Raw genomic sequence first — 12,423 nt, forward strand, 5'->3', positions numbered from 1 at the left:
ATGGTGGATTTAATCAGCTTGGGCAAGCGCGCGAAGGCCGCAAGCAGGGTCCTCTCCTGCGCGGGCGCGGAAAAACGCAACGGGGCGCTGCGGGCGATCGCCGCGGCGCTGCGCGAAAACGCGCCCGCGATCTTAAAAGAAAACGGGGCGGACATGGCCGCCGCGCGCGAGCGCGGGATGACAAAGGCCTTCCTCGACAGGCTACAGCTGAGCGGGGAGCGGATCGAGGGCATCGCCGCGGCGGTGGAGGAGATCGTCATGCTCCAGGACCCCGTCGGGGTGGTGGAGAGCGGGCGGACCTTGGAAAACGGGATCCGGCTCGTTAAGACCAAGGTGCCCTTCGGGGTGGTCGGGATGATCTATGAGGCCAGACCGAACGTCACGGTGGACGCGGCGGCGCTCTGCCTCAAGTCGGGCAACGTCTGCCTGCTGCGCGGCTCGAAGGAGGCGATCCGCTCGAACATCGCGCTGGCAAACGTCATGCGCGGCGCGCTGGACAAGGCGGGCCTGCCCGGGGACTGCATCCTGCTGGTGGAGGATACCACCCGCGAGAGCGCAAACGCCATGATGACCTTAAACGGCTACCTCGACCTGCTCATCCCGCGCGGGGGCGCCGGGCTGATCCGCACGGTGGTGGAGAACGCCACCGTCCCGGTGATCGAAACCGGGGTGGGCAACTGCCACACCTATATCGACGCGCACGCCGACCTCGAGATGGCGGTGAGGATCCTGGACAACGCCAAGACCTCCCGCCCGTCGGTCTGCAACGCCTGCGAGACGGTGCTGGTCCATCGGGACATTGCCGGACGCTTCCTGCCGGCGGCGAAGGCGGCGCTGGCGCACGCAAACGTGGAGTGGCGCGGGGATGCGCGCAGCTGTGAAATTTTGCCGGGGATCAAGGAGGCAAACGAGACGGACTGGGAGACCGAATACGGCGACTACATCCTCGCCTGCCGGGTGGTGGAGAACATGGAGGAGGCGCTTTTGCACATCGCGCGCTACTCCTCGGGCCACTCGGAATGCATCGTGACCGAAAGCTATGAAAGCGCCGAAATTTTCACGGCAAGGGTGGACGCGGCGGCGGTTTACGTCAACGCCTCGACCCGGTTTACCGACGGGGGGGTCTTCGGGCTGGGGGCGGAGATCGGCATCTCCACCCAGAAGCTGCATATCCGCGGGCCGATGGGGCTGCGGGAGCTGACCACCGACAAATATATCCTCTTCGGCAGCGGGCAGGTGCGCTGAGCGCAAACTTGAACCGTTTGTGAATTCTAAGGGCTTTGCTTGAAAGAATACGCGCCAATGTGGTATACTGGCTAGTAGTCGCGGGGAAACCCGCAAACCGGTATCACGAAAGGAATTGACGATGACGGAATACAATTCTCTGCGCGAGGTGCACCGGCGGCGCAAAAACAGGGCCGCCGCCCCCATCGGGGCGCTGGTGCTCATCCTCGCCGCGGCAGGGCTGGTGGCGCTGATCATTTTGGGCGTCAACCTGACCTCGCAGATTCTCGATAATTCGCGGGAGAAGCAGAAGTTTGAGAAGATCATCCAGCCGGTGCTGATGTTCGACCCGCCGCCCTTCGAGGACGTGACGACGCTGGATAAGTTCACCGTGCTGCAGGCCGCGCTCTGGGCGACCATGCTCGGCGACAAGCGGGAGACCTATCCCTTCGACGCGCAGGGCAACCTGATCGTCCCCTCCTCGGACGTGGACGTGACCTCGACCCAGCTGTTCGGGCCCGAGCTTGAGCTCGAGCACCAGTCCTTCTCGGACTTCGGCATCTCCTATGAGTACAACGAGGCCACCAAGGCCTACCATGTGCCGGTCATGAGCGCCAGCGCGCTGTATACCCCGCGCGTGGACGAGATCACCCGCGACGGGGACACCTATTCCCTGTTGGTGGGATATATCCCGCCGGGCACCGCCTGGAACACCGACATCGCCGGGAACAAGACCGAGCCCGACCCGCACAAGTTTATGATCTATGAGCTGAAAAGGCTGGATAAGCATTATCAGCTGACCGCCATCAAGGACCCGCCGCCCGAGAAGCAGGTCGGCTACGGGACCGAGGCTTCGGTTCCCGACGGGGCGATCGCCAGTGTCGGGGAGGACGAGACGCTTCCGGACGGAGAGGGCGGCGTCTACGGCGAAGGGGAGGAAGGGGCTTTGGCATCCTCCTCGCAGGAGGACGGCTCCTCCAGCGCCGGGGAGAGCTCTTCCGATGAGCCGGAGGATGACGGCTTTGAGGAGGATTCCTCCACTGAGAGTTCCTCTGAGGATTCTTCGGAAGAATAACGACAAGGATGAAGGGATGCAGGCCGTTGATTTCATCAACGGCCTGCATCGTGCAAGGGAGAAAACCGGGAGGGAGCAGTATGCAGGAGGCGTTCACCTACTCCGACCGGGGCAAGCGCTACCACACTTATGACTATTACCTGCGGCACCGCTACGGCTGCAAGGTCTGCCGGATCCCGCTGTCGGGAGGGTTTTCCTGCCCCAACCGGGACGGCACCAAGGGGGTGGGCGGCTGCGATTTTTGCTCGGGCGCGGGCAGCGGGGAGTTCGCCGGGGACGCTGCCCTGACCATCGCGCAGCAGGCGCGGCAGGTGCGCGCGGGAACGGTGAAGAAATGGCCGCAGGCAAAGTACATCCCCTACTTCCAGGCCTTTACCGGGACCTTTGCGCCGCTCTGGCGGCTGCGGGAGCTCTATGAGGCGGCGCTGGCGCTGCCGGACACGGTGGGGCTCAGTATCGCCACCCGCCCGGACGCCATCGCGCCCGAGGCGTTGGACTATCTCGGAGAGCTGGCCCGGCGCACCGACCTGAGCGTCGAGCTCGGGGTGCAGACCTGCCACGACAGGACGGCGGCGGCGCTCAACTGCCAGCACACCTGGGAGGAGTTCCTCGAGTGCTTCTGGAGGCTGCGCGAGCGGGGAATCGCCGTCTGCGTCCACCTGATCGACGGGCTGCCGGGGGAGGACCGGGGGATGATGGCCGAGAGCGCCAGAAAGGTCGGGGAGCTTCGGGTGGACGCGCTCAAACTCCATCTGCTCTACGCGGTGCGCGGCACCGTGATCGGCGAGCGCTATGAGCGCGGGGAGCTGCGGCTGCTCACGAGGGAGGAATATGTGGACATTATCTGCGACCAGCTCGAGCTGCTGCCGCCACAGACGGTGATCCAGCGCCTGACCGGCGACGGCGCGCCCGGGGAGCTGCTGGGGCCGCAGTGGAGCCGCAAAAAGCTCTGCGTGCTCAACGAGATCGACAAGGAGCTGCGCCGCCGGGACAGCGTGCAGGGCTGCCGGTACCAGGCCAAGTATTAAGTTTTCGTTAAATCGGCCCACAGGCGGCCGAGATGTGGTATACTGTTTACCATCCGTTAATTGGAGGGAAAGAAGTGAAAAAGGTTAGACTGGGCGTTTATGGAGCGGTCACGCTGCTGTTGGCCCTTTATGTTTTTGTGGAGTCGGTGAATTTGAGCCCCTTCTATTCCGAAGGAGCCATCTTCTGGGCTCTTGTGATCTCGCTGTATCTGCTGATCTGGGCGCTCTTCCACTTTGGGGAGTTCACCTTCCAGCGGCTGGAGGCGGGGATGAGCGGGGCGCAGCGGCCCTTTAACTATGTGCCCAAGCGCAAGTTTCCGAAAGTCGTCAAGTTCATCATCGCGGCGCCCTGGGCGTTCCTGGCGGTCATGATGATCATCTCCTCCCCCCTGATCAGCTGGGGGGCTTACCGCGACCAGCTGGGCGAGGTGCAGGAGCGGGAGTTCTCCAGCGACATCCAGGCGGTGGACATGTCCCAGGTGCCGATCGTGGACCAGGAGCTCGCCTATAACCTGGCCAACAAGAAGCTGGGCGAGAAGCCCTCGCTGGGCAGCCAGGTGGTCCTGGGCGAGCCGACCATCCAGATGGTGGACGGCAAGCTGATCTGGGCGGTGCCGCTGCAGCATTCCGGCTTCTTCAAGTGGCTGACCAACATGTCGGGCAGCGCGGGGTACATCACCGTTTCGGCCACCAACGTCAACGACGTCAGCTATGTGGAGGACCATAAGATCAAAATCCAGCCGAACAGCTACCTGCTGCACGATCTCAAGCGCAACGTGCGCTTCGGTGGAGCGTTGTTTGAGGGGATCGTGGACTATTCCTTCGAGCTTGACGATAACGGGCAGCCCTACTGGGTGGTGAGCACCTACCGCAACCGCCGGGGCTTTGCCCTGCCCGAGGCGACCGGGGTGATCGTGGTCAACGCGACCACCGGGGAGAAGGAGAAGTATTCCATCGCCGACGTGCCCGAGTGGGTGGACCGGGTGCAGCCCGAGGACTTCATCCTCAACCAGATCAACAACCAGGGCGCCTATGTGCACGGCATCTTTAACTTTGCCGACAAGGACAAGTTCCGCCAGAGCGAGGGGCACAACATCGTCTACAACGGCGGCAACTGCTACCTCTTCACCGGGCTCACCAGCGTCGGGCGGGACGAGAGCGCCATCGGCTTCATGATGGTGGATATGGTGACCAAGGAGCCCATCCGCTACCAGATCAACGGCGCGACCGAGGACATGGGCCAGCGCTCGGCCGAGGGGAAGGTGCAAAACCTCAAATATGACGCCTCCTTCCCGATCATCATCAACCTTGACGGGCAGCCGACCTACTTCATGACCCTCAAGGACAACGCGGGGCTGATCAAGCAGTATGCCTTCGTGTCGGTGGTCAACTATTCCACCGTCGGCACCGGGGAGACCATCGCCGACGCGCGCAGGGATTACAGCCAGGCGCTGCGCAACGGCGGCAGCTCGGCTGCGCTGCAGGAATCGGCCGAAACTGAGAAGGCCACCGGCGCGGTGCTGCGCATCGCCTCTGAGCAGAGCGAGAAGCAGGAGATTTACAAGCTGATTCTGGACAGCAAGCAGGATGTGATCTTCATCGCGGACAGCACCGTCAGCGACGAGCTGGCCATCACCAGGGAGGGGGACCGGGTGACGCTCGAGTATGTCGAGACCGGGGACGGGGTGATCCACGCCGTGTCCTTCGACAATTTGGAGTTTACCCAAAAGCAGGCCGAGAACGGATAAATGATCAAAGCGGCCCCGGCGGACATCATCCGCCGGGGCCGCTTTATCCTTGTGGCAGGCAATTCCCGCAGCAGCGTTTTAAAATTTTTTGGGCACAGTGTTTTTTTGTGGTGGAGCGCATATAATAAAGGGGAGCTGCGAAAGTGGTTTTTCTGATAAATTTGGTAAAAGCGGGTTGACAACGAATCGAGGGTATAGTATAATAAATTTCGTCGCTGAAAGGCGTTTTTCTATATGTTGGAAGCCTGCGTTTGTCAGGTCTTGCAGTTATCTGGCCCGGTAGTTCAGTTGGTTAGAACGCTAGCCTGTCACGCTAGAGGTCGTGGGTTCGAGCCCCATCCGGGTCGCCAATTTTCTTTTATGGCAGAGCTTGTGGTTCAGGAGAAGCCTGGGCCGCCCATTTGCCTTTGTAGCTCAGTTGGTAGAGCAGAGGACTGAAAATCCTCGTGTCGTTGGTTCGATTCCGACCGAAGGCACCAATCGTCTATTAGCCGCATAGGCTGATATAAAATGCACATAGCGGATGTGAAAACGGTAAGTTCTCTCAAAGCGGTGCAACACATGCGGGTTTAGCTCATCCGGTAGAGCGCCACCTTGCCAAGGTGGAGGTAGCGAGTTCGAGCCTCGTAACCCGCTCCAAAAAGCCGCGCCACTTTAGATGATAAAGTGGCGCGCGCTTTCAAAATTTATCTGGCGCCGTAGCCAAGAGGTAAGGCAGAGGTCTGCAAAACCTTCATTCACCAGTTCAAATCTGGTCGGCGCCTCCAAAAAGCGAGCGCCCTTCCGACAGGAAGGGCGCTCGTATTTTTGTCCGGCGCCCCAGATTTGAACTGTGGTCAACATCTGGCCGGCGCCCGGCTTAGCAGAATTGGTCCGGCGAAATTTTACACAGTCTTGATAGAACGCCTTGCCGCAACCGGTTATGCTATGGGATGATGGGAAGAATGGCATGCCGGATGGAATACCGTCCCTTGACAGATTGAAACCATTACAAAAAGATGATAGAATGTAGACATGGAGGCCCGATGAAGGACAGGGAAGCACAGCTGGAAAGAGCCCGTTTGATGCGGGAAATGGAGCTTTTGGACGGAGGTGCCAAGATGGGATTATTCTTGGAAGCGGTGGTTTTGGCGCGGCAGGAGGTGCCGGCGGCTAAAGAGCTGCTCAAACGGTTCGAGAAGCGCTCGCAGGAGGACGAATGCGCCCTGATTGCGCAGGAATGCATGTGCTTTGCGCGGGAGCGCGGCACCTTCATCCTGCTCAACGAGGATTGCGCCGAGGGCGAGGCCTTCGCGCGGTTCGCCTCCCAGGAAGACGGCGACGCCGTGCTCTACCTGCATATCCATGACGAGGCGCTCTGGATGTACCGGCTGTTCTGCTGCGGCGTGGAAAAGGACCGCTTCTGTCCCATCCCGGACTACTGGGAGGATGGGATGGAGCGGGAGGAATACGACTCCTGGTCGGGGGACGCCGAGAAGCTGGAACGTTATATCGGCGGCTTTCATGCCGGGGAGGTGGAGCGTTACCTCACACTCTGGACCGACGAAATGTTCGAGGGCAGGCAGGCGAGGAAGGCCTATGCGGGGGACGAGTACGGCTATGCCGATTGCTGGCAGATGGCGGACTTCCTGCGCCGGATCGGATACCCCTATCCCGGGGAGGACGAGCTGGGATAACAAAAAAGTCAAAAGGAGCTGCGAAACGATTCGTTTCGCAGCTCCTTTTTTGTTTTGCTTACTGAGGGCGCTTCTGGCCGCGCACCACCACCGCGATGATCCTCGGGCCGGCGTTGATTGAAACCGAGGCTCCGATGGTATAGACCCCCTTCGGCGGATAGCCGAGCTTTTCCTCGAGCAGGGCAGAAAGCTCCTCGGCGGGCTCATCGAGCATCCCGCGCACGATGATATACTCCCCGCCCGCGGCGATCGCCTTCTGGCAGAGCGCGCACACCCGCGGGACGACGTTCTTATCCCCGCGCACCTTCTCGAGTACGTTGTTGCCGCCGTCCACCATGTGGATGATCGGGCGCAGGCCCAGCAGCTCGCCCACAAAGGCGGCGGCCGAGCTGATCCGCCCGCTCTTTTTTGCAAAGTCCAGCGTATAGCAGGCCAGGAAAATTTCGGCGCTGTCCGCCCAGTCCTGGATGTACGCAATGATCTTCCCGGGCGCCTCGCCCGCTGCAATCATCTTGGCCGCCTCCATCACCGGGTAGCCGTAGCCCAGGGAGTAGCTCTTCGAGTCGATGATGGTGATCTTCATCCCGGCGGCGAGGACGGGCTCGTCGCGCAGAAACTGCTCGCGCGCCAGGTGCGCCGACTCGAGGGTGCCCGAGCCCTTGCCGTTGATGGTCACGCAGATCAGGTCGGTGTAGCCCTCGGCGGCGGCGCGGGTGAAGGATTCGAGGTATTCCGCGCAGTTGATCCGGGAGGTGGCGGGGATCTCCTTGGCGGCGAGCAGACGCTCGTAGAACTCCTCGTTCGAGAAATCCACCCCTTCGAGATAACCCGTGCCGTCGATCGCAATGGGGATGTTTTTAATTTCAATCCCGAACTCCTTGGCGAGGGCGGGCGGGATGTCCGAGGTGGTATCGGTTATCAGCTTGATCTTACTCATGGTGGTCCTCCCAGTTAAATTTCGTCAGCCGGCCGCTGTTCTGCAGCGCGGGGTAGCCCCACTGCCGCAGCACCTCATAGGCGGCGATGGCCGCGCTGTTGCTGAGGTTCAGGCTGCGCAGCCCGGGCTGCATGGGGATGCGCACGCAGCGCTGCGGGTGCGAAAAAAGCAACTCCTCCGGCAGCCCGGCGTCCTCCCGTCCGAAAAGGAGATAGCTCTCGTCGGGATAGGAAACGTCCGAATGGACCTGCCGCGCCTTGGTCGAGAAGTAGTAGTAATTCCCGCTGGTGCGCGAAAAGAAGTCCTCGAGCCCCTGGTAATAGTTGATGTCCAGATAGTGCCAGTAATCCAGCCCCGCCCGCTTGAGCTTGCGGTCGTCGACCGAGAAGCCCATCGGCCCGACCAGGTGCAGCCGCGCGCCGGTCGCCGCGCAGGTGCGCGCGATGTTGCCGGTGTTCTGGGGAATCTGCGGCTCGACCAGGACCAGGTTCAGCGAGGGCATGCGGAATCATCTCCTTTTGGGGGTGAGGTTTTCGTTTCCCGCCGGGGCGGTGAAAAGAATCACTTCATGTCGTAATCATAACCAGATAGATGAAACAACTGTTACATTACTGATGATAATTTACCACCAAACGGCCCGATCCGTCAAGGGGGATGGGCGGGCTTCTGCCAGGATTTTTCCATCCGGCGGCCAGGAAAAAAAGCAGGGTGTGTAGAAAAATAGACGAAAACGGTTAGATTTTAAAGGTTTTATCCCGGGGTTGCACGCGAAAGCGTGACAACAGCGGGAAAGGGGCTGGTTTAAACCTCAGTGAGCACACAGGAAAAATTGACAGGCCGTGAGCGCTGTTTTTGCTATCATTACGCCCACGGCTGCGACGCCGAACACGCGGCGGCGAGAGCAGGGCTGTCGCTTCACCAGGCGATCGAGCTGATCGGTAAGGAGAAGGTAACCGCCGAGGTGCACAGGCTTTGGGAGCTCGAGCAGGAGCGCCTGCAGAGCCTGGCGCGCCTGGGGCTCGGGCGGCTGGCCGCAGTAGACAACCGCGACGCGGTCAAATTGGCCCTGCACCCCGAGGAGCTGGGCGACGAGGAGCTGGAAAGGCTGGACCTTTACGGCGTGTCCTCGATCAAGACCCTCAAGGGGGGCGGGGTGGAAATCGGGCTGTACGACCGGCTGCGGGCCCTCGAGGCGCCGGGGTGGAAATCGGGCTGTACGACCGGCTGCGGGCCCTCGAGGCGCTGGGGGCGGGAGAGAAAAAGGTCCCGGACGAGGCGAGGAGCTTCTACAGTGCGCTCATCTCGGCGGGCAAGGGCGCGCAGGAGCCGCGGGAGGACGAGGATGGAGTTTAAGGAGTTTTCCCCAAAGCAGTTGCTGGCGCTGACCTGGTGGACCCCCGGCTCGAAGGAGGCGCACAGGAGCGGACTGATCTGCGACGGGGCAGTGCGCAGCGGCAAGACGCTGTGCATGTCGGTTTCCTTCGCGGCCTGGGCGCTCTGGCGCTTTTCGGGGCAGAGCTTCGCGCTGTGCGGCAAGACCATCGCCTCGCTGCGGCGCAATGTGGTGACCCCGCTGCTGGGGGTGCTGCGGCAGCTCGGCTTTGAGTGCCGGGAGAAGGTGTCGAAAAACTACTTCGAGCTGACGATGGGGGAGCGCACCGGGCGCTTCTACCTCTTCGGGGGGAAGGACGAGGGCTCGGGCGCGCTCATCCAGGGGATCACGCTGGGCGGCGTGCTCTTCGACGAGGTGGCGCTCATGCCCCGCTCGTTCGTCGAGCAGGCGCTGGCGCGCTGCTCGGTTGCGGGCTCGACCTTCTGGTTCAACTGCAACCCCGAACACCCCTTCCACTGGTTTTATAACGAGTGGATCAAGAAGCGGCGCGAGCGTAACATGCTCTATCTGCACTTCGCCCTCTCGGACAACCCGGCGCTGGGGGAGGAGATTGTGCGGCGGTACCACAGCCTTTACACCGGGGCGTTTTACGAGCGCTTCGTGCTCGGCAAGTGGGTGGCCGCCGAGGGGGCGGTCTATCCGATGTTCGAGCGGGAGCGGCATGTGGTGGACACGGTCCCGGACTGTGAGCGCTGGTACCTCTCCTGCGACTACGGTACCCTGAACCCCACCTCCATCGGGCTGTGGGGAGAGCGGGACGGGGTGTGGTACCGGGCGGCGGAATACTACCACGACGCGCGTCAAAGCGGGATCGTGCGCACCGACGAGGAGTACTACGAGGCGCTGTGCGCTCTGGCGGGCGAGCGGGAGATCGAGGCGGTGGTGGTGGACCCGAGTGCGGCGAGCTTCATCACCTGCATTCGCAGGCACGGAAGATTCCTGGTGATCCCGGCTTGCAACGACGTGCTCGACGGGATCCGGGTGGTCAGCGACATGCTGCGTTCGGGACAGCTGCGCTTTCACCAAAGCTGCGGCGGGATCCTGCGGGAGTTCGGGCTCTACCGCTGGGACCAAAACAGCGCCCAGGACGCGCCCATCAAAAGAAACGACCACGCGATGGACGAGATGCGTTATCTGTGTATGACGGTTGCCCGTTCGCCGCAGAGCGGGTTCTACGCGCTTTCGCCCGCGCGGCAGGAAGGAGACTGTGATTGGACTTAAAAAAACTATGGGGAAGGCGGGGAAAAGCGCCAGGGGCGCTCAGCGTGCAGACCATGCCGCAGCAGGACGTCTTCCTGGAAAAATGGGAGGGCTCCTCCCGCCTCGGCGCAGGACGGTACGAGCTGTTCGAGGCGATGCGCGCGACCATCCCGATCATCGATGCGGCGCTGGACAAGATTGTGCGCCTGAGCGGGGAATTTTCGGTCTGCTGCGCCGACAGGACGGCGCAGCGGGAGGCCGAGCGCTTCCTGCGCGAGGTGCCGGTCGGCGGGTACACCGAGGGGCTGCAAAAGTTTTTGTGGGGGTACCTTGGCGATCTGCTGACCTACGGCAACGCGGTGGGGGAGATCGTGCTTGAGCCCTCGGGAAAGGAAATCCACGGGCTGTACCTGGCGCCGCTAAAAAACATTGAACTGACGCTCGACCAGGCCCGGCTCGAGCCGGTGATCAAGGTGCGGGGGCAGACGGGGCAGCTGCATGAGGTGCCCTATCCGCAGCTCATCCTCTTTTCGGCCCTCGCGCCCAAGGCGGGGGAGATTGTGGGACGCTCGCTTTTGGAGGGGCTGCCCTTCGTCACCTCGATTCTGCACAAGATCTACCGCTCGATGGGACAGAACTTCGAGCGGATCGGGAACCTGCGCTATGCGGTGACCTACCGCCCCGGCGCTTCGGCGCTGGACCGGGCGAACGCCAAGGAGATCGCCCAGAACATCGCCAAGGAGTGGCGGCACTCGGTCTCGGGGCTCCGCGACGGGGTGGTGCGCGACTTCGTGGCGGTGGGGGACGTGGACATCAAGGTGATCGGCGCGGACAACCAGATGATCGACACCGAGGTGCCGGTGCGGCAGATGCTCGAGGAGATCGTCAGCAAGCTCGGCATCCCGCCCTTCATGCTGGGGCTGAGCTGGAGCACCACCGAGCGCATGAGCAAGCAGCAGGCGGACATCCTGACCACCGAGCTGGAGTACTACCGCAGCCTGCTCGAGCCGGTGATCCGGCGGGTGGTGTCGCTCTTTCTGCGGCTGCATGCCCTGCCGGACGAAGTGCAGGTGGAGTGGTCCGCCATCAACCTGCAGGACGAGGTGGAGCAGGCCAGGGCCGAGCTGCTCCACGCGCAGGCCTGCACCAAAGGAGGAGAAGAAAACGAAGAAGGAGTTTGAAAACACCTTTGCGCCGCAGGCGCCGCTTGGCACCGAGGCGGGGGACATGGACCTCATCAACCGCTATACCCGGCGCCAGCTGAGCGAGGAGGAGGTCTATACCTTCCCGGTGGTGCTCTGTGACAACGAGGTCGACCGGGACTATGAGCGGTTCTCCTGTAAGGCGCTGCAGGGGCTTTGCGAGCTCTTCGTCGGCAAGACGGGGATCTTCGACCACAACCCCAAGGGGGAGAACCAGCAAGCGCGCATTTACCGCGCCGAGGTGGTCCGGGATTCGGACAGGACCACCTCGGCGGGGGAGGCCTACCACTACCTGCTCGCCCAGGCGTATATGGTGCGCGGGGAGCACAACCGCGACCTGATCTTGGAGATCGACGCGGGGATCAAGAAGGAGGTCAGCGTCAGCTGCAGGATGGACAGGGCCGTCTGCTCGGTCTGTGGGGCCGACCAGCGCGAAGGGCCTTGCGCCCATGAAAAGGGGAAGCGCTACCCCCACCCGGACGGGGCGCTCTGCCACCATATCCTGGATGGGCCCAGCGACGCCTATGAATGGTCCTTCGTGGCGGTGCCCGCCCAGGCCGGGGCCGGGGTGCGCAGCGCGACGAGCAAGCATTTTTGCCAGGAGGACCTCGACGGCCTGCTCCGGGGCGGCGCCCTTGAGGGGGAGGCCGCCGAGCGGCTCAAAGGATACCTGCGGCAGACCAGGGAGGCCGCCCGCCTGGGCGGCGAGTGGAGGCGGCGCCAGGAGGACGAGCTGGTGCGCTGCGGGCTGCTGAGCCTCGAAGGGGTGGACTGCAAGTCGCTGCGCGTCATCGCGGGCCGCCTGGAGAGCGGCGAGCTTCAGATGCTCAGCGCGGCGCTGCAAAAGAAAGCGGCGCAGCAGCTACCGATCCATTCCCAGCTGCTGGGGGAGCTGCCGGGCAGGCAGGAAGCAAAGGGCGAAAGCCAATTTAGAATTTGA

The 12,423-nt window shown here is 62.4% G+C and carries 10 protein-coding genes and 4 tRNA genes; 12 read left to right on the forward strand and 2 right to left on the reverse strand.

Annotated elements, in window-relative coordinates; genetic code table 11:
• From B5477_RS04840 to B5477_RS04880, 9 genes are all read left to right on the forward strand, one after another.
• Positions 1 to 1,245, forward strand: coding sequence for a glutamate-5-semialdehyde dehydrogenase (locus B5477_RS04840; RefSeq protein WP_079698658.1), 1,245 nt, complete (start codon positions 1 to 3; stop codon positions 1,243 to 1,245).
• Positions 1,246 to 1,366: 121 nt separating this feature from the next.
• Positions 1,367 to 2,299 carry a hypothetical protein gene (locus B5477_RS04845; protein ID WP_079698659.1) on the forward strand — a complete coding sequence of 311 codons (933 nt, stop codon included), beginning with the start codon at positions 1,367 to 1,369 and terminating at the stop codon, positions 2,297 to 2,299.
• Positions 2,300 to 2,379: 80 nt separating this feature from the next.
• Positions 2,380 to 3,327, forward strand: coding sequence for a tRNA modification radical SAM protein MnmL/YtqA (gene mnmL / locus B5477_RS04850; protein WP_079698660.1), 948 nt, complete (start codon positions 2,380 to 2,382; stop codon positions 3,325 to 3,327).
• A gap of 74 nt (positions 3,328 to 3,401) precedes the next feature.
• Positions 3,402 to 5,075: a hypothetical protein gene (locus tag B5477_RS04855; RefSeq protein WP_242942120.1), complete on the forward strand. Its 1,674-nt coding sequence runs from the start codon at positions 3,402 to 3,404 to the stop codon at positions 5,073 to 5,075.
• 273 nt (positions 5,076 to 5,348) lie between these two features.
• Positions 5,349 to 5,425 (forward strand) — tRNA-Asp (locus B5477_RS04860).
• A gap of 53 nt (positions 5,426 to 5,478) precedes the next feature.
• Positions 5,479 to 5,554, forward strand: a tRNA-Phe gene (locus B5477_RS04865).
• 84 nt (positions 5,555 to 5,638) lie between these two features.
• Positions 5,639 to 5,714: transfer RNA gene (locus tag B5477_RS04870), tRNA-Gly, on the forward strand.
• A gap of 53 nt (positions 5,715 to 5,767) precedes the next feature.
• Positions 5,768 to 5,842: transfer RNA gene (locus tag B5477_RS04875), tRNA-Cys, on the forward strand.
• A 333-nt stretch (positions 5,843 to 6,175) separates the two neighbouring features.
• Positions 6,176 to 6,751, forward strand: a complete 576-nt coding sequence (locus B5477_RS04880; RefSeq protein ID WP_132084906.1) for a hypothetical protein — start codon at positions 6,176 to 6,178, stop codon at positions 6,749 to 6,751.
• A gap of 58 nt (positions 6,752 to 6,809) precedes the next feature.
• Here the strand turns inward: B5477_RS04880 and B5477_RS04885 are convergent, their stop codons facing one another.
• Complete coding sequence (locus B5477_RS04885) at positions 6,810 to 7,688, reverse strand: DegV family protein (RefSeq protein ID WP_079698663.1); 879 nt, start codon at positions 7,686 to 7,688, stop codon at positions 6,810 to 6,812.
• Entirely contained in the window at positions 7,681 to 8,190 is a 510-nt protein-coding gene (locus tag B5477_RS04890; RefSeq protein ID WP_079698664.1) for a tRNA (cytidine(34)-2'-O)-methyltransferase, read from the reverse strand. The genes B5477_RS04885 and B5477_RS04890 overlap by 8 nt, the downstream gene beginning before the upstream one ends.
• 309 nt (positions 8,191 to 8,499) lie before the next feature.
• On the opposite strand from B5477_RS04890, the gene B5477_RS04895 reads away from it, so the two are divergent.
• The 3 genes from B5477_RS04895 to B5477_RS04905 are packed head-to-tail and all read left to right on the forward strand — an operon-like array spanning position 8,500 to position 12,423.
• Positions 8,500 to 10,302, forward strand: coding sequence for a PBSX family phage terminase large subunit (locus B5477_RS04895; RefSeq protein ID WP_143533542.1), 1,803 nt, complete (start codon positions 8,500 to 8,502; stop codon positions 10,300 to 10,302).
• Positions 10,303 to 10,355: 53 nt separating this feature from the next.
• Positions 10,356 to 11,462 carry a phage portal protein gene (locus B5477_RS04900; RefSeq protein WP_242942123.1) on the forward strand — a complete coding sequence of 369 codons (1,107 nt, stop codon included), beginning with the start codon at positions 10,356 to 10,358 and terminating at the stop codon, positions 11,460 to 11,462.
• A 46-nt stretch (positions 11,463 to 11,508) separates the two neighbouring features.
• Entirely contained in the window at positions 11,509 to 12,423 is a 915-nt protein-coding gene (locus B5477_RS04905; RefSeq protein WP_242942121.1) for a hypothetical protein, read from the forward strand.

Source organism: Provencibacterium massiliense, from assembly GCF_900169495.1.
GTDB lineage: Bacteria > Bacillota > Clostridia > Oscillospirales > Ruminococcaceae > Harryflintia > Harryflintia acetispora.